Source organism: Flagellimonas amoyensis (assembly GCF_003058265.1).
Lineage (GTDB): Bacteria > Bacteroidota > Bacteroidia > Flavobacteriales > Flavobacteriaceae > Flagellimonas > Flagellimonas amoyensis.
Genome location: NZ_QBUK01000005.1, coordinates 63,151 through 87,571, shown reverse-complemented (window position 1 = coordinate 87,571; position 24,421 = coordinate 63,151). Strand labels below are relative to the sequence as shown.

Sequence of the window (24,421 nt, the reverse complement as noted above, 5' to 3'; positions counted from 1 at the left end):
GAATACAGCCTGCCCTAAAAGTCATACAAATTGCCAAGTCACTCAAAAACCACCGTACGGGCCAAAACTGTATCCATCCCCCATAAAACAGGACCAACTCAAATAAGATTTAGCCGGAACATTAATACAAAGGTAGGTTGTACCCTATTTCAATTTTTATTGCACGTTTTTCTTCCTGAACACTATAAAATTGAAACAAGATCCTGTGCAAAAGTTTTAGGGTAAGTATTTGGGACAAATCTCAATTTATTTTGGAAAACTTTAAACTGAAATGTTAAAATTTGGGTTCAAATTTTATTTTTTTCAATCTGCGTGCAAATTGCGTGCAAATGAAAAAGGCTCCAGAGTTTGAATTTCTCTGAAGCCTTGCTATTGCTGCTCCCCCTCTTGGGCTCGAACCAAGGACCCTCTGATTAACAGTCAGATGCTCTAACCAACTGAGCTAAGGAGGAATGTCATTAAACTAATTTTTAAGTCTTTTGTTGACTTTTAACCTAACCTTCTGCCGGGTTTTCTCAAAGCTCAGTTCTGAGCCCTGCCTGCCGGCAGGCAGGTAAGGAGGAATTTTATCGTAAGCGGGTGCAAATATAGCAGATTCTTTATTACACCACAAACAAAAAAATCGCTTTTCTATTTAAAAAGCCATTTGTATAGGTCATTTCCGTTGGCAAACAGCAGCAAACCAATCAATAGGAAAAAACCGACCATCTGTGCATACTCCAAAAACTTGTCGCTGGGCTTGCGTCCAGTCACCATTTCATAGAGCAGGAACATCACATGCCCACCATCCAATGCCGGTATGGGCAAAATGTTCATAAAGGCCAGTATGATGGATATAAAAGCCGTAGTGGCCCAAAATGCTGGCCAGTTCCACGTATCGGGGAACATGCCCCCAATCGCTGCAAAACCTCCTACTTCTTTATACGCCCCCGTGTCGGGGTTAAAAATCTTTTTCATCCCCTTGATATAGTCGGAGAGCGTCCTGACACCCCTGTTCCAACCTGCCGGAATGGATTCAAGAAAATTGTACCTCAAGGTTTTCCACTCAACGTAACCCGCCTCTTTGTATTCCTCAGGGGTCATCCCCACATAAACGCCCAAGGTACCTTCGTCCGCCACCTTAACTTTCAAATCGATTCGTTCTCCCCCTCGATCTACAACAGCTAGGATAGTCTTTCCTTTGTTCTTCTCCAAAATAGGGACTATCTGATCCTTGTATTCCACAGGCTGCCCATTCATTTCTACTACAAAATCACCAGACTCAAGGCCGCTGCTTTTATTGATGGAATTATCCGGAACCTGACTTACAACAAAAGGCACCCGATATGTGATCAGAGATCTGATTTTATCCCTGTCTTCTTCTTGCGATAAGGTTTCAATGACATCCACTGGGACTTCTTTCTCTATCACTTCACCATTTCGCTCCATAGTATATTGATTCCCCAAAGCAAATCCAGGGATTATCTCCGATAAAGCTTCAACTTTCTTGCCATCAATCGTCAAAATCTTATCCCCGGTCTGTATACCCAATTCATCCCCCAAGGCCTTATCGGTCACCCAAATACCATCTTTAAGACTATCTGCAGCAATGTATTGTTCTCCGTAGGCAAAAACCAACCCAATAAAAATGACCACAGCCAGTACAAAGTTCACCGTAACCCCGCCCAACATGATGATCAAACGCTGCCAGGCCGGTTTGCTTCGGAATTCCCAAGGTTTAGGCTCTTCCTTCATCTGTTCGGTGTCCATGCTCTCATCGATCATGCCCGAGATCTTCACATAGCCTCCCAAGGGCAACCAACCGATACCATAAACGGTCTCCCCTATTTTCTTCTTGAAGAGCGAAAATTTCACATCAAAGAACAGATAGAACTTCTCCACCCGCGTCTTGAATATCTTCGCCGGGATAAAGTGCCCAAGCTCATGGAGTACAATGAGCAGGGAAAGACTTAGAAAGAATTGTATGGTCTTTATCAGTATAGGGGTCATCGTTCGTCTTTTGTTAAAACGCACAAAAGTAAACTTTTACGAAGTGATAAAAAAACAGCAGTTTTGGATAAGTTCTTGATTTAAGAAAGATTTAGTAACAAAAACAGCCTCAAGGCTTGAAGAATCATGCTTCGGGTCGTAATTTTGCAACATGGGTTCATTCTTTGCCAAATACAAGTTTTTCGGCTTGGTTTTGTTGGGGCTTTCCGCAGTGATCGTCTATTTGTTCTACAATGCACTGCAACCCCAAAAATTGCTCCCGGTGTACCAGCCGTCCATGGTGGACCCCTCGTTGGTGGACAGCACCTTGCACTACAAGAAAAAATACCACACCATTGCCGACTTTTCCCTGACCAACCAAAACGGGGAGACCATCACCCAAGAAAATTACAAGGACAAGATCTACGTGGCGGATTTCTTTTTCACCACCTGCCCCACCATTTGCCCCATCATGACCAAGAACATGGCCGAGATCCAAAACGCGGTCCTGGACGATCCCGAGGTGATGTTGCTCTCGCATTCGGTCACCCCGGTGATCGACTCCGTACCCCAACTGAAAAAATATGCCTTGGAAAAAGGCGTGGTGGACAGCAAATGGAACTTGGTGACGGGTGAAAAAAAACAGATCTACGAGCTGGCCCGAAAATCCTATCTGGCCGTAAAGACCGACGGGGACGGAGGCCCATACGACATGATCCACACCGAAAATTTCATCTTGGTGGACAAGGAACGCCGCATCAGGGGCTTTTATGATGGCACCAATCGGGAAGAGATCAACAAACTGCTCGAAGACCTCAACGTACTCAAGGAGAGCTACAAAGAATAACACCTAAACCTTTACCGTGGATTTGACCCCTTTTTATACATTTTTACTTATTTTTGCCCTTAATTAAATTCAATCTAAATAAGTATTGTGGCTAGCGTTATAGATTTGGCATATGGGCAAAAGGGAATCATCAAGGATTTTTCCGAACATGTGCTTCCCATCAAGCTTTTGGAATTGGGGTGCCTGCCCGGCAACAGCGTGGAACTGGTCCAGATTGCCCCTTTGAACGACCCCATATACATCAACCTTAATGGAAGCCACATCGCCATAAGGCGCTCATTGGCCCAGCTCATTGAGCTTGATATAGTTGAAGAAACCCAAGCCCCATGAGTAAAAGCATCAATGTTGCCCTGATCGGTAATCCCAATACCGGAAAGACCTCCATTTTCAACCAACTTACAGGCCTCAAGCAAAAAGTGGGCAACTATCCCGGCATCACTGTGGAAAAAAAGGAAGGGATCTGCAAGCTGCCAAGGGGCGTAAAGGCACATATTCTAGACCTTCCCGGCACCTATAGCCTCAACACCACCTCCTTGGACGAAAGTTTGGTGGTGGAACTATTGCTCAACAAAAACGACAAGGATTTTCCGGATGTGGCCGTAGTGATCACCGATGTGGAAAACCTCAAAAGGAACCTGTTCCTGTTTACCCAGATCAAAGATCTGAAGATTCCCGCCATCCTTGTCATCAACATGGCAGACCGGATGTCCCGCAAAGGCATTTCCTTGGATATCGAGGCCATGGAAAAACAACTGGACACCAAGATTGCCCTGGTGAGTACCCGCAAAGGTGAGGGCATCGACCGCATCAAAGAGTTGATTGCCGATTACAGATCTTTGTCCACTGCTCCCAACCTTGATGCATCACGCATTTCCCCGGATTATTTCAAGAATCTCCAAAAAGCCTTCCCCAATGAGGATCCCTACAAACTTTGGTTGGTCATCACGCAGGACGTGAACTTCATGCCGATCGAAAAAAAACAGATCCAGGATGCCACTTCCTTTTTTACCAAATCAAAGGAAGAACTGAAAAAACTACAGCACCGCGAAACAGTACTACGCTATCAGTTCATCAACGATACGCTCAAGTCGACCTACAAAGTGGACCAGTTGGCCGCGAAGGGGCTAAGGGCCTCTATCGATAAGATCCTGACTCACAAAGTGTTCGGTTACCTTATTTTCTTTGCCATCCTTCTGCTTATTTTTCAGACCATCTTTGAGTGGAGCAGCTATCCGATGGATTTTATTGACGAACAGTTTGCCGCGGCAAGCGAATGGATCAAGAACACACTACCCGCCGGATTGTTTACCGATCTGTTGGCCGAAGGGATCCTGGCCGGTATCGGAGGGGTGGTCATTTTTATCCCGCAGATTGCCTTTCTGTTCCTTTTCATTTCCCTTTTGGAAGAATCGGGCTATATGAGCCGGGTCGTTTTCCTGATGGACCGTTTGATGCGCCCCTTTGGTTTGAGCGGAAAAAGTGTGGTGCCCTTGATCTCGGGCAATGCATGTGCCATTCCCGCCATTATGGCCACCCGTACCATAGAAAACTGGAAGGAACGCCTCATCACCATTTTGGTGACGCCCTTTACCACGTGTTCTGCCAGACTGCCCGTGTACCTCATATTGATTGCCCTTGTAATTCCCGAAGGAAGCGTATTGGGTCTTAGCTACCAAGCATTGACCCTTATGCTGCTGTATCTTCTAGGGTTTGGGATGGCCCTCTTTTCCGCCATGGTACTGGACAAGATCTTAAAAATCAAAAGTAGGTCGCTCTTCATGGTGGAAATGCCCACCTACCGCATGCCCTTGATCAAAAATGTGGGCTATACCGTTCTGGAAAAGACCAAGAGTTTTGTATTCGGGGCAGGGAAGATCATTTTGGCCCTCTCCATCGTGCTTTGGTTCTTGGGGTCCAATGGATACTCGGACGATTTTCAAAATGCCGAAGAGATCGTCAGTGAACGAATCACCAACGAAGGCTTGAGCACCTACAGCAATAACTATATCCAGACCAACATTGATTCCTATTTGGAAGAAGTGAAATCGGAAGGACTTGCGCCAAGCGCTGTGCAGGATTCGGTCCAAACCCTGACCGCGGAACTCACCGAAAGTGCCAAGGCACAGGAAATTGCCAGCTACAAGTTGGAGCATTCCTATATCGGTCAGGCCGGAAAGGCCTTTGAACCCATTGTGAAGCCCTTGGGCTATGACTGGAAGATCGGGATCGCCGTATTGACCTCCTTTGCAGCCCGGGAAGTGTTTGTGGGCACCCTTGCCACCATTTACAGTGTGGGAAGCGATGAGGAAGAGACCATTCAGAACAGGATGGCCGCAGAACTGGATGATGATGGAAAACCCCTGTTCAATTTGGCAACAGGCGTATCGTTGATGCTGTTCTATGCCTTGGCCATGCAATGTATGAGCACGCTGGCCATTGTTAAACGAGAGACAAATTCCTGGAAATGGCCCATGATCCAACTGGGCTTCATGAGTGTTTTGGCCTATGTTGTGGCATTGGCCGCTTATCAAATTCTGGCATAGTCATGGAAGTACAACAGATTTTAGTCTATATCACCTTGGCCTTGGCAGTTGGCTATTTGGTCTGGAAGTTCCTTTTACCCAAGTCGGTCTTCGGTAAAAAGAAAGGTTCCAAGTCCTGCGGTCAGGACAATTGTGGCTGTAGTTGAGCATATAATACTTCGAATTCCAATCGCTTTCTCCACAAAGCGATTTTTTTTGACTTTTTTCATCCCCTCTGTGTAACCTTTTTTAATTTCCAGACTATATAAGTTGAACACCAACTAAAAAACATTGTTTGGAAGCGCTTTCAGATGAGATCATAATGCAAAAAGTTGCTGAGGGCAACCTTGATCTGCTCAAGATCCTTTTCGACAGATATCACAAGCACGTCTATCATTTTCTATATAAAATGTGCGGTGACCATATGTTGAGCGAAGATCTGACACAGGATGTCTTTTATAAATTGATCAAGTACAGGAGCTCGTACAAGAACGGATCGTTCAAGGCTTGGCTCTTTACCATCGCCCGAAACAACTTGAAGACACATTTCACAAGGGACCACAAGCCCCATGAGGACATCAAGGTGTTGGCCTACAAAGCGGTGGAGGAAGAAGATGAAATAATGGATAACAATACCCACTTGCAGAACGCCCTGAACCAACTGGACCCGGCCGACCGGGAGCTGGTTATCTTGAGCCGATACAAGGAAATACGCTACGAAGAGTTGGCAGAAATGATCGGAAGTACCCCCGGCGCGGTAAAGACCAAAGTTTGCCGGGTCTTGAAAAAATTGAAAACAATATACCTACAAAGCATATGACCATGGAAAACAATCACATTTCAGACCTCATCCCAGACTATCTGGACGGTACTTTGGACATGGAGACTAGGAGAAAAGTGGAACAGCATCTGGGCAAATGCAACGAATGCCAACAAGACCTCGAAGAAATGAAGGCCCTGTTCCATGCCTTTGACAGCCAAGACATCCCAGTTCCTTCGGAAAGGCTGAGGGCTTCCTTTGAAATGGCCCTGGAAGCCGAAAAGGAAAGCCGGGGCAAAGTGGTTCCCCTATCCTCCCCCGAAAAGAAAACAAACTGGGGGGGCAACCTGCTCAAAATTGCGGCCAGTGTGGCACTTTTGGCAGTCTCATTTCAAATGGGATCCCTGTTCCAACAGCACAAGGTAGATGGGGACATTGCCCTGCTGCGGGACGAGACCTTGCAGATGAAACAGACCGCCATGCTTTCCCTCATGGAAAACCAATCGGCCAGCAAGCGCATCCAAGGGGTGAACTATATCGAAGAATTTGAGCAGCCCGATGAAGCCATCATTGAGGCTTTGGGCAACAGGCTCTTGTATGATGAAAACGACAACGTCCGCTTGACCGCCTTCGAGGCACTGTCCAAGTTCACTTCATCGGAAACTGTAAAAAACCTGCTGATCGAAGCGCTCGAAAAAGAAAAGAACCCGAGTATCCAAGTGGCCATTATCCAAGTTCTGGTGGAGATCCAGGAGAAAAAGGCCGCGGAGCCCATGAAAAAACTGCTGGAACAGGAAGATACCCAACCCTTTATTAAAGAACAGATCAAAGCTGTATTACCAAGTATAACATAAACATCAAAAAACGAAAATCATGAGAAAATTCAAATTTTTACTAACCGCCCTTTTGGTGGGTACCCTAGCCAAGGCGCAATCCGATTATACCAAATCCTTAAATGGGGTCCAATGGGTCAAGATCGAATCCAAATCCGACATCACGGTAAGGACACACAGTTCCAATGAGCTGCTCATCAAATCAGGGCCATCGGTAGAAACCCCAGAAAGGGCAAAAGGCCTAAAATTGGTGGGCGAAGGAGGAACGGACAACACCAGTGTCGGCTTCTCCGTCATCCAAGACGGGAACACCCTTATCGTGACCAACCTTAGAAAGTCCGAAGGGGCCGAGATCTACCTTCCCAAAAACCAGAACATTTCTGCCAAGAGCACTTGGAACGGTGACATCGAAATTGATGGGTTTGCGGGTGAGATCGAAGCAGACGCCCAACTCAATGGCAGCGTCAAGATCCTGAACGTGAACGGTCCCGTTACCGCCAACACCTTGAACGGTGAGCTTACGGTGGAGTTTGGCACCGTAAAACAAGGGTCCCCTATTTCCCTATATTCCACCAATGGGGCCGTGGATGTGAGCCTTCCCGGCAATACCCCGGCCAACCTGTCCATGAGCACCATCAACGGCAACGTCTATACCGATTTTGACGTAAAGTTGAACGAAAAAGATGGCCTCAAGTCGGTTTTGGGACGAAAAATAAGCGCAACCATCAACAATGGTGGAGTGGACATCACACTGAAATCCACCAATGGAAACATGTATCTCAGAAAAAAATAAGCTCACCCTTGTCACATCGAGCGTAGTCGAGAGGTGTTGTCCATCTTTCGACTGCGCTCAAGAGGACAAAACATCAATCAAACACTAAAATCAAAAAACGAAACGTCATGAAAAAATTAATCGTCGCTGCATTTGTGGGATTGGCCACCCTGTCCCTATCTGCCCAAAAAATCATTGAAAAGAACATCAACTACTCCGGTCAGTTCATTGACCTTGATGTAAAGTTTGCTTCTGACATCGAAGTCAAGACCTGGGACAAGTCCACTGTCTATTTCAAAGCGGACATTACCACAAAAGATGGAAAGTTCCTGGATCTGTACAAGCTCAATATTGATGAGAGCAGCAGTTCCATTACCATTGCATCCGATGCAAAACCCATTTTCGAAGCCTTTTATGACGAATGGAACAAAAACAACCCCGATAAAAAGAAGCGCTACTATACCACGGGGGACACCTATGAATTCAACTATGTACTCTATGTCCCAAAAAATGCCCGCTTCAAGGTGAGCAGCATCAATGGCGACCTAAAGGCAGAGGTCATCCAAGGGAACTTTACCGCAGAATTGATCAACGGCAATATCGACATCAAAACGTATGATGGGGATATGGATCTGCAGACCATTAACGGAGAAATTGATCTGGTGATGAAAAATTCCAAGTTGGTCGCCGAGACGATTCATGGGAACATTTATGCCGATGAAAAACTGAACCTCAAGGTCACCGATCGGTATGTGGGCCAAAAGGTGGAGGGAAGCTTTGACAAGGCCACCCATCGCCTCAAGCTGAACACCATCAACGGGAATATGTACCTACGGCTCTAAATCAAATTGGCAACAAAGGAATAGAGCAACAAGGCCCATCCCACGACCAGCAACAATCCGCCAATGGGAGTGACCGGCCCCAACCAACGGGGCTTGTCCCCTTTGGCCGCACCCAAGCAAAGGGCGTAGATGCTGAAAGAAAACAATAGCGTACCAAAAATAAAACAGTTGACGATGGCCGAATCCAACGGTCCGTCAAAACTGAGGTTGAAACCCAAGACCAACAGCACAATGGCATGGTACATTTGATACTTGACCCCTGTCTCAAAACTATGGAGCAACTCAGGGGTCAGTTTCTTTTTGAGGGCATGGGCACCAAAAGCGCCAAAAACCACGGCCAAAAGTCCAAATACCGCGCCCATCACTTGGGCCATCAAAATTGTTCCCATATTATTTACAGATCTATGCTGATTTCATGGTCAGCGGTTACCTTAAAGGCACATTCCTTGTATTTCGGGGGGCCAAAAGTTTTCATCTTGCCATGTGAAAATGCAACCCTTTCCTTTGGAATGCCCAACCAGTTGGTGTCCAGCTTTCCATTTCCATTTTCATCGTGGAACACCGCCAAGGCATATTCACCTGAAGGGATGTTCTCCATTCTCAAAATCACCTGCCCTTTTTGGGCCTTCACATTACTGCCCCGATATACCTGCTCAAATGACAAAAAAGAATCATCGGAATCATAAATGGCCACCTTGATCTGCCCTTCATTGGACTCCACATTGTTGATGTGTACCGAAATGGTGTTCTGCGAAAAAACCCATAAGGGTGCCAGTACAGTAAAAAAGAGCATTTTTCTCATGGGAAACTTGGGACTGTTTCAGTTCGATCATTGAGGCTGCTTGGTGCGTTCCATCAATTCGGCGTGCAAAATAGTATATATTCCCTGGGTTTCTATGCTATCCTGAAGGTTTAAGTATAATTTAAGGGAGTCGTGGTGCACCACTTTGATCTTTTGTTGCCTTAGGTCATCCACAAAAACATAGACCTTGCTCTGGGTAATGGAGTCCTTGAACACCCCTTTTTCCTTGGCCATCCACGAAAAGCCATTGGAACGCTCCATTTCGGGGAGCTTGTCCACGAAAACCACACTGTCTATTTCCATCAAAGGGATTTTTTGATAATAGATCCCGGAAAGAACCTTTAGGTTCCCCTCCTCGATCTTGCACCAATTTTTGTAGTGTTCCACAAAGGCGAAAATGCACAGGCCCAACGTGAGAACGATCAACACGTTCCATAACCAATGTCTTTTTTTTGTTGTCATACCAAGGTAAAACTTAAAGGAATTGCCGACTTTAAAGGTAGTGCAATTCATTTTAAGGGTCAAGAAGATGCATTCCTAGTATATTTGAAGGATCAAGTCCAGCTTATGAAAGCCGCCACCATTGCACAATTGAAAAAAGAACTCCAGTTCCGATCGCAGGACGAGGTGATGCAGCTCTGTTTGCGGCTGGCCCGTTTCAAAAAGGAAAACAAGGAACTGCTCACCTATCTGCTCTTTGAAGCGGACAGTGAGGAAGGCTATATCGAAGCCGTAAAACAGGAAATGGACGAAATGTTCTCGGAAATCAATGTCAATAGCTTTTTCTACATCAAGAAAAGCGTCCGGAAGATCCTCAGGAACCTCAAAAAATACATCCGTTATTCGGGCGAAAAGGCCACTGAAGTGGAACTATTGCTGTACTTCTGCGAAAAATTGAAGGATTTCAGGCCCTCCATCCGCCGCAACACTACCCTGCTCAACCTTTACCAAAGGCAACTGGAATACATCGAGAAAAAAATCCCGTTGCTCCACGAAGACCTGCAGCATGATTATGGCCTGGTCCTGCAAGAATTAAAACCGTAAGTACAAAAATGTTGCCTACGGGAAAGCTTGGAGAGACATTGGATCCCATACAAAATCAGATTCATTCTAAATTATTTCCAAGCATTTGGATGATTCATAGAATTCGTAATTTTGTGGGACTGGCATGAAAAAGATTTTCACCATAGGAACGGCCTTGCTCTTTTTTCTACAGAGCGTCAATATCCATTTCAACGATTTGATTGAGATGGGCAACTTTTTTGAGCACTACCAGTTCCATATCGATGAATATGGCGATGACCTTTCCGTTTTTGTGTCCAAACACTATGGCAACCTAAAGGCCTCCCATAGCGAAAAACACCAAGAGGAACAGCAAGAGCACGAGCAATTGCCCTTTCAGCATCAATCCCAATGCTCGCAGCTTATGGCCTTCGTAATTGAACCGGAACCCTATTTCCAATCCAACTCTGAGGTTCCGCTCGACAGTGCTAGTAATTTCCATTACCAAGTATCGTATTCCCCCATTTGGGGCGATGGGCCTTTTCAGCCCCCAAAACAAGCCTAATTCATAGTATGCCAGCTTTGCTGGACCTATTTCCGTAAGCCTTATCGAATTTATAACGCTATACATTTCTCTATGAATTATGTTTTCAAACATTATATCCTTTAGCATAAGGAACAAGTTCATTGTTCTTCTCTTTACGGCGGGCATTGCCTTGGTGGGGCTCTATTCGCTGTCACAAATACCCATCGGGGCCGTTCCCGATATCACCAACAACCAGGTTCAGGTCTTGACCACATCAAATAGTCTGTCCACCCAGGACATGGAAAAGTTTGTCACCTATCCGGTGGAACTGGAGATGGCAAACCTTCCGGGGGTCAAGGAAATCCGTTCGGTTTCCAAGTTCGGCCTCTCCGTGGTCACCATTGTTTTTGAGGACAATATGGGGACCTACCTCCCTAGGCAACTTATCGCCGAAAAGATAAAGTCCGCGACCAGCCGTATCCCAGATGGGTTCGGAAACCCGGAAATGGGCCCCATAACCACGGGGTTGGGCGAGATCTACCAATATGTACTGGATGTGGAACCTGCCTACAAGGACCTTTACAGCTCCACAGAACTCAGGACCATACAGGACTGGATCGTAAAACGCCAACTCTCCGGTATTCCCGGGGTGGTGGAGGTCAACACCTGGGGCGGACACCTCAAACAATATGAGGTAGCCATCCAGACCCAAAAACTGAACGCCTTCAATATTACCGCAAAAGAAATCTTCACCGCCTTGGAAATGAACAACAGTGTTACCGGCGGTGGCTATATCGAAAAAGTGAACCAAGCCTATTTTATCCGCGGGGAAGGCTTGGTCGGAAGCCTCAAGGATATCGAAAACATTGTGGTGACCACCAGAAATGGCATTCCCATCTATGTCAAGGACGTGGCCAAGGTCGGTTTTGGAAGTGCTCCCCGGTTTGGGGCGATCACTGGCAATGGAGAGGGCGAAAAAGTCCTTGGTCAGATCATGATGCTGAAAGATGCCGATTCCAAACGTGTGATCGAAGCCGTAAAAGAAAGGGTCACGGCCATTTCCAAATCCTTGCCCGAAGGGGTCTATATCAATCCATTCTTGGATCGAAGTGAACTTATTGGACGGACCACCTTCACCGTAACGGAAAATCTAGTGCTCGGTTGCCTTATCGTTATATTCGTTGTGGTCCTGCTCTTGGGCAATTGGCGGTCCGGGCTTGTGGTGGCATCGGTGATCCCTCTCTGTTTGCTATTCGCGCTGACGCTGATGAACATCTTTGGGGTGGATGCCAACCTGTTGAGCCTTGGGGCCATCGATTTTGGGATCATCATAGACGGGGCAGTGATCATCGTGGAATACATCGCTTTCCAGATTACACAAAAGAAAGCCGATCTGGCCCATTTGGACAAGGCGAAAACACAGTCCGTCAAAGATGACGTCACTTTGAAAGGAGCCACAAAAATGATGAATTCCGCCGTCTTTGGGCAGCTTATCATTCTCATTGTCTTCATCCCCATTCTTTCGTTGAGCGGTGTGGAGGGCAAAATGTTCAAACCCATGGCCCTGACCTTCAGTTTTGCCCTCTTGGGTGCCATCCTGTTGTGTTTCACTTATGTGCCCGTGGCCTCAGCATTGTTCCTAAAACCCTCGAAAGAATCGCCCAAGAGCATATCCACCCGTTTGGTCAACTGGATCAACCGTCGGTATGAACCGGTCATCGAATGGGCCATGAAAAGCAAGAAACTGGTCCTTTCCGTTGCAGCGGCACTGTTGGTGGGAGCCATTTTGCTCTTTTCCTCGATGGGAGGCGAATTCGTTCCCACACTGGACGAAGGGGATTTTGTGATCCAGCCTGTTTTGAAAACAGGTACCACTTTGGCCAAGACCATCGAAACAACGACCAAAATGGAACAGATCCTATTGGAAAAGTTCCCTGAGGTAAAACAGGTGGTGAGCCGTATCGGGGCCGCAGAAGTGCCCACGGACCCGATGTCCATGGAAGAAAGTGATGTGATCATTTCCCTGAAACCAAAGAGTGAATGGGTCTCTGCCGAAACCAAGGATGAACTCGCCGACAAGTTCAAGGAGGCCTTGGCGGTCATTCCGGGAATAGAACTGGAGTTTACCCAGCCCATTGAAATGCGTTTCAATGAATTGATCACAGGGGTACGGGCCGACATCGCCATCAAAATTTTTGGGCAGGACCTGGAAATCCTGAACAAGAAGGCCAACGAGATCAAGGACCTTATCCAAAATGTGGAAGGGGCCTCGGACATCATTGTGGAAAAAGTGGAAGGTCTCCCCCAAATGAACGTATCTTTTGACCGTGCCAAAATTGCTCGGCATGGACTCAACATCGCCGACCTGAACGAGATGATTGCCATGGGTTTTGCAGGCAAAGTGGTGGGAAGTGTGTTCGAAGGGGAACGCCAATTTGATATGGCCGTTCGGTTGGATTCGGAAAACCGAAAGGATATTTCCAACCTGAAAAACCTTTATGTGGACATTCCCAACGGCGGAAAGATCCCGATGAGCGAACTTGCGGAGATCAGCTATCAAAAAGGGGCCGCCAAAATCTCGAGGGACAATACCCAACGGCGTATCGTGGTCGGCATCAACGTCAGGAACAGGGACCTCCAATCCGTTGTAGACGATGTGCAGTTCCTGATCGATCAAAACATAACATTGCCCCCTGGATATATTGTCACCTATGGAGGCCAGTTCGAAAATCTTCAGAATGCCAAAGCCAGGTTGACGATTGCCGTACCCATTGCATTGTTGCTCATTTTCATCATGCTCTACTTTGCGTTCGGTTCGGTCAAGGAAGCCCTTCTCATCTTCTCGGCCATTCCGCTATCTGCTGTGGGAGGTGTGCTTTTGCTCTGGCTACGGGGCATGCCCTTCAGCATATCGGCGGGGGTAGGTTTTATTGCGCTTTTTGGTATTGCGGTACTGAACGGGATCGTGCTGATAGAGCATTTCAAGGAACTCAAGGGCAAAGACTTTGATTCCATGGAAGACCTCATCAAACAGGGTACCAAGGACAGGCTCCGTGCCGTTCTGTTGACCGCATCGGCTGCGGCATTGGGATTCTTGCCCATGGCCGTGTCCACCAATGCCGGGGCAGAGGTGCAAAGACCGTTGGCCACGGTGGTGATCGGCGGATTGGTAACGGCGACCATACTCACCCTGGTGATCCTACCAGTTTTGTATGCCTATTCCCATAACATCAAATTCCGAGGAATGAGAAAAAGAAGAAAAGAACGAAAATTGAACAGGAACGGATTGACCATCCTGCTTCTTTTGATGGCAGCTTCCGGATTTTCCCAAGAAAAGTTGGACCTCGAAGCCCTTATGACGCTTTCATTGAAAAACAACAAGGGGATTCAGGCCGGTTCGTTGATGGTAGATCAAGCGGAAACGCTCAAGGGAACCGCCTTTGAGTTTGACAAAACGGACATCTATTACCAATATGATGAAAACAACCTTGCGTTGAACGGAGAGCCCTTGAAGGTTTTTGGGGCACAGCAACAGTTTGAGTTTCCCACCGTATATGGGGCGAAGAGCAGGCTTCAAAAATCCAATCACGAGTTTCAAAAATCATCATTTGAAATTCAAAAGAAGCAACTGTACCAATCGCTGAGCAATGCCTATTACCAATACCAGACCTTGACCCAAAAGGCAAAGCTCTATGGGACACTGGACAGCATTTACAGCAATTTTGCCCACGCGGCCAACAGGCGTTTTGAACTTGGGGAGACCAATTATCTGGAAAAAGTGACGGCCACGGCCAAGCAACGCCAGATCACGAACACCTATTCCAAAATAAAACAGCAGATCCTGACCACCTATGGTAAGATCGTGAGCTTGGTGCAAAGCGGGAATACCCTGGATATTCTGGAAGAGCAACCCGAAAAACTCACGGTACTGAACGCCCAGGGAATGTTGGAAACGGAAACCTCCTTTTTGGACCATCGCCAAGAGCTCAGCAATGCCCAAAAAAGCTTGGAGGAAAACCGTTTATTGCCTGACCTGAACCTGGAGTATTTTCAAGGGACCAATAAAGGTCTTGGGACATCACTGTACGGAATCCAGCTGGGGGTTCGCATCCCGATTTTCTTTTTCGGCCATAGCAGCAAGGTGAAATCGTCCAAGATACAGACCAAGATCACGGAGATGGAAAACACAGAGATTACCGTTGCCATGAACCAACGCTACAAAACCTTGTTGGGACAATTGGAGCAACAGGCCCAAGAACTCTCCTATTATGAGGACGAGGGCGGTCAGCTTTCCGATCAGATCTTGAAGGCGGCCTCCGGAAATTTTCAAAATGGGGAAATCGACTTTTTCCAATACATCCAAAGTCTGGAGAACGCCTACGACATCCAACTCAATTATCTGGATGTCCTCCACCAATACAATCAGACTGTAATCGCCATTAATTACTTGACCATAACATTATAACAATGAAACATATCATCCAATTTGCCACAGTTTTCCTTTTGTTGACGGGCTGCGGCAATACAAACAATGAAAAATCCACTTCCGAGGAACAGACGGAAGAAAAGGGAATCGTGGTGACACAAGACCAATTTGACGCCAATTCCCTGACATTGGGAACCATGGAAAGGAGAACGTTCCCCAAAATGGTGGAAACCTCGGGAATGATTGACGTTCCGCCCGAAAATCGGGCCAGTGTCACGGCCTTTATGGGCGGTTTCGTAAAAAAGACCACCCTATTGATTGGTGACCGAGTCCAAAAGGGACAATTGTTGGTGACCTTGGAAAACCAGGAATTTGTACAGATGCAACAGGAATACCTTGAGGTTTTCAACCAATTGGATTTTTTGAAGTCCGAATTTGAACGCAACCAGACCCTTTTTGATGAAAAAATAGCCTCACAAAAGAATTTCCTACAAGCGAAGAGCAATTATGAAATGGCGAAGGCCCGCTACCAAGGTTTGAGGGAACAATTGCAGATGCTCAACATTTCACCCAGCAAGGTGGAGCAAGGGCAGATTTCACCTGAGACAGCAATTTATGCCCCTATCTCGGGAAGCATCATCCAAATGAACGTGGGCAGAGGAAGCTATGTCTCCCCTGCCACCGAGATTTTGGAGATTGTGGACAACAGTCATGTACATTTGGAACTCACTGTTTTTGAAAAGGACATCCTCAAAGTGAAGAAAGGACAAAAGATCCAGTTTAAAATTCCTGAGGCATCCGAAGAAACCTTCAACGCAGAGGTCCATTTAGTGGGAGCCTCCATTGACGGGGCCAAACGTTCCATACAGGTCCATGGCCATTTGGAACGCGAGGACGGGAATTTTCTGCCGGGTATGTTCGTGGATGCCATGATCATGACGGATACCATCAAAACCTGGTCATTGCCAGAAGAAGCGGTGATCGAGTCCGAGGGGAATCATTTCGTGCTCAAATTGGTGGGCCAGGAAGACGGAGGTTACACTTTTGAGCGTGTGGCCGTAAAACAAGGGAACACGTTTGATGGCCATACCGAAATCATCGGCACGGAATGGTCAGAAACGGACCAATTTTTGACCAAGGGTGTCTTTGATCTGATCGGGGGATAATTTATTATCCCAGTCCCACATCCAAAGTCATCATAATGATAAATCCACCGATAAAACCCATGGTGGCGATATCGGTGTATTTGTCCTGTTGCGTTTCAGGAATCACCTCCTCGACCACTACAAAGATCATGGCCCCGGCAGCAAAAGAAAGGGCATAGGGCAAAATGGGCTCAAAAGTGAGTACGGCCCAAGCTCCAAGCACACCTGCTATGGGCTCCACGATGGCAGAGGCCTGTCCATAGACCCAACTTTTCCATCTGCTCAATCCATGTCGCCTGAGCGGCATGGCCACGGCAAAGCCTTCGGGAAAGTTCTGTAGTCCAATACCAATGGCCAGTGCAACGGCACCCCCGATGGAGGCTCCTTCAAAACCGGCAGCCACCCCTCCAAAAAGGACGCCCACGGCCAATCCTTCGGGAATATTGTGCAGCGTAATGGCCAAGGTGAGCAAGATGGTGCGGTGCCAAGGGGTCTTTATCCCTTCGGCCTCGCTCATTTTAAAATTGATGTGGAGGTGGGGCAATACTTTGTCCAGACCAAAAATAAACCCGGCTCCCAACAAGAAGCCCACTGCCGCAGGGATTACTTTAACAAAACCTTCGCCTTCGCTCATCTCGATCCCCGGTGCCAAGAGGCTCCAGAAACTTGCGGCCACCATCACTCCACCCGTGAACCCCAACATGCCATCCAGCACGGCACGGTTGGCCGTTTTAAAGAAGAACACCAGTCCGGCTCCCAATGCGGTGAGTCCCCAAGTGAACAATGTGGCATAAAAAGCCGCCAAAACGGGATCTATTTCCTCAAAATACTGTATTACTTGTTCCATCAGTCATTCTTTTTAACGTAAAGGTTGGATGCTATCTGGTGGGAAATCCGAAGTTCCCTGCCTTCCATTTGTATCTGCAGGGATTGGTCAAAATCTTCTTTATCCAAAATCTTGATCGTGTTTCCCAAAGCTATTTTGTTCTTGTCCAAAAATTTCAGGAACGGAGCGGAGGAATCCTTGACCCCGACACACACACCTTGGGCATGTATGGGCATCTCACTGAGCAATTGCTTGTCCCGCTCCATGAACTTTCCGTCCTTGGTGGGAATGGGATCCCCGTGCGGATCGTATTTGGGAAAATCCAACAACGCATCGATCTTATCGATCAATTTTTCGCTTTTGATGTGTTCCAACTGCTCGGCCACTTCATGCACCTCATCCCAGGTAAAATCCAGTTTTTTCACCAAGAACACTTCCCAGAGCCTATGTTTCCTGATAATGGAGAGTGCCGTCCGAGTACCGGCATCGGTCAGGGAAATTCCTTGGTACTTCTTATAATGCACCAAGCCCTTTTCAGCCAGTTTCTTGGCCATATCGGTAACGGACGAGGGTTTGGTCTCCATCTGTTCCGCAATGGCATTGGTACTGATGGAACCCGCTTCCCCGTTGCCCAGGTGAAAAATGGCCTTCAAATAATTCTCCTCCGATCGGGTCATGAAAAAAATTTTTCCAAAAATACATTTTTATTTATCAAAACCTATTTTTAGATTTGTCTAAATTTTAATTTTTATACAACTGAATTCAATTTGCAAATATATCGTCCTGTTGTGGATTGTCTTGGTAAGCCATTGTTGCTTATCCCAGACAACCAGCTTGAAGGGGAAGGTCACCGACAATGGTGAGCCCTTACCTTTGGCCAGTGTTTTATTGAAAGGAACCGAAATGGGCGCCGCCACGGATATGGATGGCCTCTTTGAGCTGAAGAACATTCCTCCGGGCAATCATGTGTTGCTGATATCCTCCTTGGGGTTCCTGCCCTATCAAACCAAAATCATATTGGGTCCGGGCGAGTCCAAAACCATCAATATATCGCTTGAAGCCTCCGCAGAAAGTCTGGACGAAACCGTGGTGACGGGCACCTTAAAACCGGTCAGCCGTTTGGAAAGTCCGGTCCCTGTCGAGGTCTATTCGCCTACCTTTCTCAAAAAAAACCCCACCGCCAGTGTTTTTGATGCGCTCCAGAACGTGAACGGGGTGCGGCCACAGATCAATTGCAATGTGTGCAACACGGGGGACATCCACATCAACGGACTGGAAGGCCCTTATACTCTCGTCCTCATCGACGGGATGCCCATTGTAAGCGGTCTGGGCACGGTGTACGGCCTCACGGGCATTCCGAACTCCCTCATCGAACAGATCGAGATCGTGAAGGGTCCTGCCTCTTCACTTTACGGCAGCGAAGCGGTGGGTGGGCTCATCAACATCATCACCAAAAATGCCCTCAGCGCCCCTGAATTTTTTGCGGATGGCTTTGCCACAGGTTGGGGCGAGTACAATCTGGATGTGGGCAGTAAAATTTCCATCGGACAAAAAACGGACCTGCTGCTCGGGGTCAACTATTTCAATTACGAGAACCCAGTGGACAATAACGGCGACAATTTTACCGACCTGACCCTCCAAGACCGTATCTCGATTTTCCAAAAGTGGGATGTTGAACGGAAAAACAGCCGTTTGCTCTCTTTGGCTGGACGCTTTTTCTATGAAGACCGATGGGGCGGTGAAATGCAATGGACCCCTGAGTTCCGCGGTGGGGATGAAATCTATGGGGAAAGCATCTATACCCGGCGTTGGGAGGTGTTGGGAAAATACCAATTGCCGCTTGAAGAAAAATTGCTGCTTTCCGTTTCGTATAATGACCATAGCCAAAATTCAGTGTATGGAGACACGGAATATTTAGCGGACCAGCGCATCGGCTTTGCTCAGCTCACGTGGGACAAAACCTTGGGGCATCACGACCTATTGTTCGGAAGTGCGGTCCGGTACAATTATTACGATGACAACACCCCGGCGACCGGCGAAGCGGACCAAATTTGGATTCCGAGTGTCTTTGCCCAAGATGAATACTCGTTTGCCCCCAAACATTCATTTTTGGGTGGCTTGCGGTATGATCATGACCAAAGACATGGCAACATTTTAACGCCACGTGCAGCCTACAAATGGAAGATTTCGGACCATGATATCTTTCGAGTGAATGCCGGGACCGGTTTTCGGGTGGTCAATCTTTTTACCGAAGAACATGCTGCCCTCACGGGTGCGCGAGAGGTCGTAATTGCCGAAGAGCTGAAACCGGAACGCTCCGTGAATGTCAACCTCAATTATTTGAAGAAGATTTACAGCGACAATGGCACTTTTATCGGGATAGATGCCTCAGCATTCTACACCCGGTTCTCCAACGTGATCCTCCCCGATTATGAGACCGATCCCAACCAGATCATTTATGACAATCTGGATGGCAAATCGGTATCCCAAGGTGTCAGTGCGAATTTGGACATTGCCTTTCCCAGCAGTTTGAAGATTATGGTGGGGGCTACGTGGCAGGATGTGAGCAATACAGAAAATGGGGTGACCCAGCAGCAGATTTTGACCGAGAGCATCACCGCAACTTGGAACCTTTCCTATACCTTTCACTCCCTCAAACTTACGGCCGATTACACAGGGAATCTCTATGGACCCATGCGGTTGCCCCTTTTGGGTGAGCTTGATCCAAGACGGGAATACTCCCCCACTTGGAGCATCCAGAACATTCAGTTTACGTATAAGGGACTGCACAATTTTGAGGTATATGGGGGCGTCAAAAACCTATTGGACTGGACCCCGAACCGTGGCAATCCCTTCATCATTGCTCGGGCCAATGATCCGTTCGACAAAGAAGTCACCTTTGACAGCAATGGCAATGCCGTGTCCACATCGAACAACCCTTATGCGCTTACCTTTGATCCCGCTTATGTGTACGGGCCCAATCAGGGCATCCGTGGGTTCTTCGGGGTAAGGTATACGGTTTTTTAGAGGTGTTGAAAGATTGGTTATATTGGAAAGTCAAAAAGAAAACCAGTCAAACAAATGCAACATATTGTAACTTACTTAAAACCAGTTTCAATCTTGAAAAAAGCCTTTGGCACCACCATATTTATATTCGCCTTTTATGTGATAGTTTATCAAAGTCTCCTTTTTGGTTTTTTCATGATTTCCTTTTCCGTTTACTTGATTTCTTCCGAAGGAACACAGATAAATCTGGACAATAATACATATCGAAACATTTGGTCCATTTTTGCAATTCACTTTGGAAAATGGAAGCCAAACCCCGAATTTGAATACATTTCGGTTTTTAAAGGAAAACAAAAGCAACGTGTAAATTCGTTGGGAGCGTCAACTTCTTTTACGGATGTAGTATTTCTCATCAATTTATTCTACAATAAAAACAAACATCTGACCTTTTATAGAACCTTTGATAAAGAAGATGCTTTTAAAGTGGCCCAGCATTTTAAATTGGCATTAGGGATTGATATTCTTGATGCCACCGAACGAGAACAAAAATGGCTATAGCAGCCCATCCAGCGTTGGCCTTCTTTACTTCCGTTATCCTATCTTTGAACCTATGTCCCATTACGATTACATCATTATAGGAGCTGGAGCTGCAGGTCTATTGTTGGCCGATGCTTTGGGCGGGGACGAGTTCTTTGCCTCCAAATCCATTTTGGTGCTGGACAAGGACAACAAAACCAAAAACGATCGTACCTGGTGTTTTTGGGAACGGGGCAAAGGCCCGTTTGATGATTTGGTCCACAAAAACTGGGACAATATTTATGTGGGGGGGCAACAGTCTCAAAAATCAACTTCCATTCTGCCTTACACCTACAAAATGCTTCGCGGGATCGATTTCTACAATCACTTTTTACCAAAGGTAAAAGTCCATCCGAACATCACTTGGGCACAAGAAGAAGTGCTCGACATTCAAGAGGGGGAAAATGAGGTGTTGGTATCCACAGCCAACCAAAAACACTCAGGACGAACGGTATTTTCCAGTGGCTATGACCCTTCCACCCCTTTAAAACAAAAGGAGTTTCCCGTTTTACAGCAACATTTCCTAGGATGGAAAATAAAAACCGACCAGTTGGTATTTAACGTGGATGAGGTGACCTTTATGGACTTTTCCGTGCCTCAAAAAGGCAACACGCGGTTCATGTACGTACTCCCCTTTTCGGAAAATGAGGCCTTGGTGGAATACACCTTGTTTTCAGAGCACCTATTGGAAAAAAGTGAATACGAAGAAGCCATTAAAACCTATATCACAACAAATTTTGGCGACATCAAATACACCATCGAAGAAACTGAATTCGGCAGCATTCCCATGACCTGCTATCCTTTTCACCAACACAATACGGACCGTGTTTTCCATATCGGTATTGCGGGCGGATGGGCCAAACCGAGCACGGGATATACCTTTTACAATACCAGTCGGCAAGTCCCAAAATTGGTGGAATACCTAAAAAAGGGAAAACGGTTGTCCGAGTTCCATCAAAAAAGCAGGTTTATGTTCTATGATATGCTCCTGCTCGACATTTTGCACGAGAACAACCACTTGGGTCACGACATATTCGAGTCGATGTTCAATAAAAGAAAGGCATCACTCATCCTAAAATTCCTCGAAAACGAGACCAATCTGTGGGAAGAATTGAAAATTGTCACGGCCCCAAAACCACTTCCGTTCATTAAGGCCCTGTTCAAAAGGATGTTTTAAACGGTACGCTGCATCAGGCCCTCACCAAACTTTTTGAGCAAAGCTTTGCTTTCCTTTGGCAAATCGATTTTTTCCAACTCCCCAAAAGCTTTTTGGGTAAACTCACTGATGGCAGCCTTGGTCTCCCCAACGGCATCGCTTTCCATAAAAATAGACTTTACCGCTTCCACTTTGGCCGTGGAATCTTCGGGCTTAATGGAATAGAGGTGCAAAAGGCTTTCTTTGTCCTGTTTGTTCGCCTTTTCCAATGCTTTTAGGTACAAAAAGGTCTTCTTGTTCTCCAAAATGTCACCGCCGACCTGCTTGCCAAAGGTCTCCGGGTCTCCAAAAGCATCCAAGTAATCGTCCTGCAGCTGAAAGGCTATGCCCAGGTTTCTCCCGAATTCGTAAATGGCGTCTGCATCCTTTTGGGGAGCTTTGGCCACTAGGGCTCCCATTTTCATGGCGGCGGCTACCAAAACGGAAGTCTTGTACTCGATCATTTTCAAGTATTCGGGAATGGTGACATCGTCCCGGGTCTCAAAATCCACATCATATTGCTGTCCTTCGCAGACCTCAATGGCCGTTTTGCTGAAAAGCGAGGTCAGTTCCTTGTACGTTTCGGGCGGGTAGCTCTCAAAAAACTGATAGGAAAGAATCAACATGGCATCCCCGGAAAGGATTCCCGTGTTCAGGTCCCATTTTTCATGGACGGTGATATTACCCCTGCGGAGCGGAGCATCGTCCATGATATCATCGTGCACCAGTGAAAAATTATGGAACATTTCCACGGCCAAAGCGGCATCCATGGCCTCCGCTACTTTTCCCCCAAAAAGTTCCGTGGTCATCAAAGTGAGGATGGGGCGCAACCGCTTTCCGCCCAGCCCTAGGATATACTGTATGGGAGCATACAGGTTTTGGGGTTCCGTCTTAGGGGTGCGGGCCTCCAAATGGGCAACAAAACCATCCCTGTAGGTATCGATGAATTGAGTTTCAGACATAGGGCCAAAAATACATTCAAAAATTCGAAAAGAAAATGGATCACGCCGAGTTCTTGTTGTTTGGGCATTTATGGAATATGGAATGATAGGATTGATCGAATATTGGGTTGATGGATTTGAGTTTGAACTTAATCCTTGAACTTGAAATTTGTCATTTATCTGATTTTCAACCCCAAGCAGGGCAACCAAAAGCAAAAAAACACATCAATGGAAAAAAATTGCTTAAAAATTGCAATAGATTTGAAATCCTTCGTCTCTATCATTGAAGAGAGCAATGAATCATACTTGAGTGGCTGGCCAGACAGAAAACCATAATAACCTTAGTACCTTTTTCAACGAGGAATACAGTTCGTTGAGGTCGTATGTGCAATCCAAGATCCGGGACACCTCGGAAAGGGATGCGGAGGATATTGTACAGGACGTTGCCCTTCGGATTTTCTCGCGTGCGGACGATGCCATCCCCATCAACAACATCGGTGGGTTTGTGTACAACGCCATACGCAACAGGATCATAGACATCATGAGGGGCAAAAAGGAAAGAAAGCTCCCCAGTGAGGACATAGACCAACAGTGGCAGGAATTTGCAGAACTGTTCTATGGCGATGCGGACAATAGCTATTCCCCTGAAATGGAAGCGGCCCTTAAAAAGGCCATAACGGACTTGAAGCCGGTGTACAGGGATATTGTCATTGCCATTGATTTTGAAGGATTTACCTATAAAGAATTGGCCGAACGCACCGGCATACCCTCAGGGACATTGATGTCCCGAAGGCACCGGGCCATGTCGGAATTATCAAAAAGCTTGGAAAACATAAAAGAATCAAATTATGGAACGTAAAAATGACTTCGGAAGAAGTGTCGAAAAAAAGGTGGAACACAAGGTGAAGAAAATCGTAAAGGTAATGGCCATGGTGCTCTTCGGAGTGGCAATGTTCCTCTTGGCAAACTACCTTCTGATGCGATTGTGGAACTGGCTCATGCCCGACCTTTTTGGACTGTCCACCATCACCTACTGGCAATCCTTGGGCATCTTCGTCCTGGCCAAACTCCTTTTTGGATTTGGCGGTGGAGGAAAAAAAGGGGGCGGTCCGCGTCACAAATCGAAAATAAAATCGTCAAACAGATGTGTTTCACTTCGAAGGGACTTTGACGAATGGAAACATTACGACCAATTCTGGAAAGAAGAGGGCGAAGAAGCCTATAAGGCTTATGTAGAAAGAATCAAAAACGAAAATCATGATACCGAGTAAAAAGAACAACATCAAACAAAAGTACTTTCTAAGGTACAGGCCCTTTTTCTGGAACTTAGGGCCGAAAAGCTCCGACACGCCCGACCCGGACGAACTGTCTGAACAGTCTGTCCTGAAGGTTTCCAATTGATAGCCAAGAACAAAGCCCCGGTTAAAAAATT

Annotated in this window: 25 protein-coding genes and 1 tRNA gene; 18 read left to right on the top strand and 8 right to left on the bottom strand. The window is 46.6% G+C overall.

Annotated features, from left to right (window positions below; all coding sequences use genetic code 11):
• Window positions 1-378 precede the first annotated feature (378 nt).
• Window positions 379-452 (bottom strand) — tRNA-Asn (locus DB398_RS08320).
• Window positions 453-630: 178 nt separating this feature from the next.
• Window positions 631-1,989, bottom strand: coding sequence for an RIP metalloprotease RseP (gene rseP / locus DB398_RS08315; RefSeq protein WP_108423937.1), 1,359 nt, complete (start codon window positions 1,987-1,989; stop codon window positions 631-633).
• A gap of 151 nt (window positions 1,990-2,140) precedes the next feature.
• Between rseP and DB398_RS08310 the strand changes: the two genes are divergently transcribed.
• The 8 genes from DB398_RS08310 (at window position 2,141) to DB398_RS08280 (ending at window position 8,544) form a co-directional block, all read left to right on the top strand.
• Window positions 2,141-2,815 carry an SCO family protein gene (locus DB398_RS08310; protein ID WP_108423936.1) on the top strand — a complete coding sequence of 225 codons (675 nt, stop codon included), beginning with the start codon at window positions 2,141-2,143 and terminating at the stop codon, window positions 2,813-2,815.
• 87 nt (window positions 2,816-2,902) lie between these two features.
• Complete coding sequence (locus DB398_RS08305) at window positions 2,903-3,145, top strand: FeoA family protein (RefSeq protein WP_417935546.1); 243 nt, start codon at window positions 2,903-2,905, stop codon at window positions 3,143-3,145.
• Window positions 3,142-5,358: a ferrous iron transport protein B gene (gene feoB / locus DB398_RS08300; RefSeq protein WP_108423934.1), complete on the top strand. Its 2,217-nt coding sequence runs from the start codon at window positions 3,142-3,144 to the stop codon at window positions 5,356-5,358. The genes DB398_RS08305 and feoB overlap by 4 nt, the downstream gene beginning before the upstream one ends.
• 2 nt (window positions 5,359-5,360) lie before the next feature.
• Window positions 5,361-5,504, top strand: a complete 144-nt coding sequence (locus tag DB398_RS18430; protein WP_177190054.1) for a hypothetical protein — start codon at window positions 5,361-5,363, stop codon at window positions 5,502-5,504.
• A gap of 128 nt (window positions 5,505-5,632) precedes the next feature.
• Complete coding sequence (locus DB398_RS08295; protein ID WP_159076355.1) at window positions 5,633-6,157, top strand: RNA polymerase sigma factor; 525 nt, start codon at window positions 5,633-5,635, stop codon at window positions 6,155-6,157.
• Window positions 6,158-6,159: 2 nt separating this feature from the next.
• Window positions 6,160-6,951: a HEAT repeat domain-containing protein gene (locus DB398_RS08290; protein ID WP_159076354.1), complete on the top strand. Its 792-nt coding sequence runs from the start codon at window positions 6,160-6,162 to the stop codon at window positions 6,949-6,951.
• 19 nt (window positions 6,952-6,970) lie between these two features.
• Window positions 6,971-7,723, top strand: a complete 753-nt coding sequence (locus DB398_RS08285) for a DUF4097 family beta strand repeat-containing protein (RefSeq protein WP_108423931.1) — start codon at window positions 6,971-6,973, stop codon at window positions 7,721-7,723.
• A gap of 107 nt (window positions 7,724-7,830) precedes the next feature.
• Window positions 7,831-8,544 carry a DUF4097 family beta strand repeat-containing protein gene (locus DB398_RS08280; protein WP_159076353.1) on the top strand — a complete coding sequence of 238 codons (714 nt, stop codon included), beginning with the start codon at window positions 7,831-7,833 and terminating at the stop codon, window positions 8,542-8,544.
• On the opposite strand, the gene DB398_RS08275 is transcribed toward DB398_RS08280, so the two are convergent.
• From DB398_RS08275 to DB398_RS08265, 3 genes are read right to left on the bottom strand one after another with little or no spacing between them, the layout of a single operon-like run.
• The gene (locus DB398_RS08275; protein ID WP_108423929.1) at window positions 8,541-8,933 is read right to left on the bottom strand and encodes a DUF423 domain-containing protein; all 393 of its coding nucleotides are present in this window, start codon (window positions 8,931-8,933) and stop codon (window positions 8,541-8,543) included. The two genes, DB398_RS08280 and DB398_RS08275, sit on opposite strands and share 4 nt — an antisense overlap.
• Window positions 8,934-8,938: 5 nt before the next feature.
• Window positions 8,939-9,346, bottom strand: coding sequence for a DUF2141 domain-containing protein (locus tag DB398_RS08270; RefSeq protein WP_108423928.1), 408 nt, complete (start codon window positions 9,344-9,346; stop codon window positions 8,939-8,941).
• Window positions 9,347-9,373: 27 nt separating this feature from the next.
• Window positions 9,374-9,808: a hypothetical protein gene (locus DB398_RS08265; protein WP_108423927.1), complete on the bottom strand. Its 435-nt coding sequence runs from the start codon at window positions 9,806-9,808 to the stop codon at window positions 9,374-9,376.
• A gap of 105 nt (window positions 9,809-9,913) precedes the next feature.
• Between DB398_RS08265 and DB398_RS08260 the strand changes: the two genes are divergently transcribed.
• The 4 genes from DB398_RS08260 (at window position 9,914) to DB398_RS08245 (ending at window position 16,466) form a co-directional block, all read left to right on the top strand.
• Window positions 9,914-10,390 carry a hypothetical protein gene (locus DB398_RS08260; protein ID WP_108423926.1) on the top strand — a complete coding sequence of 159 codons (477 nt, stop codon included), beginning with the start codon at window positions 9,914-9,916 and terminating at the stop codon, window positions 10,388-10,390.
• A gap of 124 nt (window positions 10,391-10,514) precedes the next feature.
• Window positions 10,515-10,913 (top strand): hypothetical protein, encoded by a 399-nt coding sequence (locus DB398_RS08255; protein WP_108423925.1) that lies wholly within the window; start codon window positions 10,515-10,517, stop codon window positions 10,911-10,913.
• A 79-nt stretch (window positions 10,914-10,992) separates the two neighbouring features.
• A complete protein-coding gene (locus DB398_RS08250) occupies window positions 10,993-15,339 on the top strand; it encodes a CusA/CzcA family heavy metal efflux RND transporter (RefSeq protein WP_108423924.1) in 4,347 nt (1,448 codons plus the stop codon).
• Window positions 15,340-15,341: 2 nt separating this feature from the next.
• On the top strand, window positions 15,342-16,466 hold the full coding sequence (locus DB398_RS08245) for an efflux RND transporter periplasmic adaptor subunit (protein WP_108423923.1): 1,125 nt from the start codon (window positions 15,342-15,344) through the stop codon (window positions 16,464-16,466).
• Between the two features lie 4 nt (window positions 16,467-16,470).
• On the opposite strand, the gene DB398_RS08240 is transcribed toward DB398_RS08245, so the two are convergent.
• Both DB398_RS08240 and DB398_RS08235 read right to left on the bottom strand, forming a co-directional pair.
• A complete protein-coding gene (locus DB398_RS08240) occupies window positions 16,471-17,292 on the bottom strand; it encodes a ZIP family metal transporter (RefSeq protein WP_108423922.1) in 822 nt (273 codons plus the stop codon).
• On the bottom strand, window positions 17,292-17,948 hold the full coding sequence (locus tag DB398_RS08235; protein WP_108423921.1) for a metal-dependent transcriptional regulator: 657 nt from the start codon (window positions 17,946-17,948) through the stop codon (window positions 17,292-17,294). Before DB398_RS08235 ends, DB398_RS08240 begins: the two co-directional genes overlap by 1 nt.
• A 73-nt stretch (window positions 17,949-18,021) precedes the next feature.
• Here DB398_RS08235 and DB398_RS08230 point away from each other — a divergent pair, with 73 nt between their 5' ends.
• Genes DB398_RS08230 through DB398_RS08220 form a run of 3 tightly spaced genes read left to right on the top strand, consistent with a single transcriptional unit; the run spans window position 18,022 to window position 22,030 of the window.
• The gene (locus DB398_RS08230) at window positions 18,022-20,298 is read left to right on the top strand and encodes a TonB-dependent receptor (RefSeq protein ID WP_417935547.1); all 2,277 of its coding nucleotides are present in this window, start codon (window positions 18,022-18,024) and stop codon (window positions 20,296-20,298) included.
• 54 nt (window positions 20,299-20,352) lie between these two features.
• The gene (locus DB398_RS08225; RefSeq protein WP_159076352.1) at window positions 20,353-20,835 is read left to right on the top strand and encodes a hypothetical protein; all 483 of its coding nucleotides are present in this window, start codon (window positions 20,353-20,355) and stop codon (window positions 20,833-20,835) included.
• A gap of 52 nt (window positions 20,836-20,887) precedes the next feature.
• Window positions 20,888-22,030, top strand: a complete 1,143-nt coding sequence (locus DB398_RS08220) for a lycopene cyclase family protein (protein ID WP_108423918.1) — start codon at window positions 20,888-20,890, stop codon at window positions 22,028-22,030.
• Here DB398_RS08220 and DB398_RS08215 read toward each other — a convergent pair.
• Window positions 22,027-23,010, bottom strand: a complete 984-nt coding sequence (locus DB398_RS08215; RefSeq protein WP_108423917.1) for a polyprenyl synthetase family protein — start codon at window positions 23,008-23,010, stop codon at window positions 22,027-22,029. The genes DB398_RS08220 and DB398_RS08215 overlap by 4 nt on opposite strands.
• Before the next feature lie 289 nt (window positions 23,011-23,299).
• On the opposite strand from DB398_RS08215, the gene DB398_RS08205 reads away from it, so the two are divergent.
• From DB398_RS08205 to DB398_RS18310, 3 genes are read left to right on the top strand one after another with little or no spacing between them, the layout of a single operon-like run.
• Entirely contained in the window at window positions 23,300-23,848 is a 549-nt protein-coding gene (locus tag DB398_RS08205) for an RNA polymerase sigma factor (RefSeq protein WP_108423915.1), read from the top strand.
• Window positions 23,838-24,260 (top strand): hypothetical protein, encoded by a 423-nt coding sequence (locus DB398_RS08200; protein WP_108423914.1) that lies wholly within the window; start codon window positions 23,838-23,840, stop codon window positions 24,258-24,260. The genes DB398_RS08205 and DB398_RS08200 overlap by 11 nt, the downstream gene beginning before the upstream one ends.
• The gene (locus DB398_RS18310; RefSeq protein ID WP_159076351.1) at window positions 24,247-24,390 is read left to right on the top strand and encodes a hypothetical protein; all 144 of its coding nucleotides are present in this window, start codon (window positions 24,247-24,249) and stop codon (window positions 24,388-24,390) included. Before DB398_RS08200 ends, DB398_RS18310 begins: the two co-directional genes overlap by 14 nt.
• Window positions 24,391-24,421 lie beyond the last annotated feature (31 nt).

Bases quoted from the DNA above. Each gene is read 5' to 3' on its own strand.
- DB398_RS08290 (WP_159076354.1), top strand. From the start codon at position 6,160: ATGGAAAACAATCACATTTCAGACCTCATCCCAGACTATCTGGACGGT.
- DB398_RS08245 (WP_108423923.1), top strand. From the start codon at position 15,342: ATGAAACATATCATCCAATTTGCCACAGTTTTCCTTTTGTTGACGGGC.
- DB398_RS08270 (WP_108423928.1), bottom strand. From the start codon at position 9,346: ATGAGAAAAATGCTCTTTTTTACTGTACTGGCACCCTTATGGGTTTTT.
- DB398_RS08275 (WP_108423929.1), bottom strand. From the start codon at position 8,933: ATGGGAACAATTTTGATGGCCCAAGTGATGGGCGCGGTATTTGGACTT.
- DB398_RS08220 (WP_108423918.1), top strand. From the start codon at position 20,888: ATGTCCCATTACGATTACATCATTATAGGAGCTGGAGCTGCAGGTCTA.
- DB398_RS08240 (WP_108423922.1), bottom strand. From the start codon at position 17,292: ATGGAACAAGTAATACAGTATTTTGAGGAAATAGATCCCGTTTTGGCG.
- DB398_RS08310 (WP_108423936.1), top strand. From the start codon at position 2,141: ATGGGTTCATTCTTTGCCAAATACAAGTTTTTCGGCTTGGTTTTGTTG.
- DB398_RS08225 (WP_159076352.1), top strand. From the start codon at position 20,353: ATGCAACATATTGTAACTTACTTAAAACCAGTTTCAATCTTGAAAAAA.
- feoB (WP_108423934.1), top strand. From the start codon at position 3,142: ATGAGTAAAAGCATCAATGTTGCCCTGATCGGTAATCCCAATACCGGA.
- DB398_RS08250 (WP_108423924.1), top strand. From the start codon at position 10,993: ATGTTTTCAAACATTATATCCTTTAGCATAAGGAACAAGTTCATTGTT.
- DB398_RS08235 (WP_108423921.1), bottom strand. From the start codon at position 17,948: ATGACCCGATCGGAGGAGAATTATTTGAAGGCCATTTTTCACCTGGGC.
- DB398_RS08280 (WP_159076353.1), top strand. From the start codon at position 7,831: ATGAAAAAATTAATCGTCGCTGCATTTGTGGGATTGGCCACCCTGTCC.
- DB398_RS08260 (WP_108423926.1), top strand. From the start codon at position 9,914: ATGAAAGCCGCCACCATTGCACAATTGAAAAAAGAACTCCAGTTCCGA.
- DB398_RS18430 (WP_177190054.1), top strand. From the start codon at position 5,361: ATGGAAGTACAACAGATTTTAGTCTATATCACCTTGGCCTTGGCAGTT.
- rseP (WP_108423937.1), bottom strand. From the start codon at position 1,989: ATGACCCCTATACTGATAAAGACCATACAATTCTTTCTAAGTCTTTCC.
- DB398_RS08255 (WP_108423925.1), top strand. From the start codon at position 10,515: ATGAAAAAGATTTTCACCATAGGAACGGCCTTGCTCTTTTTTCTACAG.
- DB398_RS08265 (WP_108423927.1), bottom strand. From the start codon at position 9,808: ATGACAACAAAAAAAAGACATTGGTTATGGAACGTGTTGATCGTTCTC.
- DB398_RS08200 (WP_108423914.1), top strand. From the start codon at position 23,838: ATGGAACGTAAAAATGACTTCGGAAGAAGTGTCGAAAAAAAGGTGGAA.
- DB398_RS08215 (WP_108423917.1), bottom strand. From the start codon at position 23,010: ATGTCTGAAACTCAATTCATCGATACCTACAGGGATGGTTTTGTTGCC.
- DB398_RS08285 (WP_108423931.1), top strand. From the start codon at position 6,971: ATGAGAAAATTCAAATTTTTACTAACCGCCCTTTTGGTGGGTACCCTA.
- DB398_RS18310 (WP_159076351.1), top strand. From the start codon at position 24,247: ATGATACCGAGTAAAAAGAACAACATCAAACAAAAGTACTTTCTAAGG.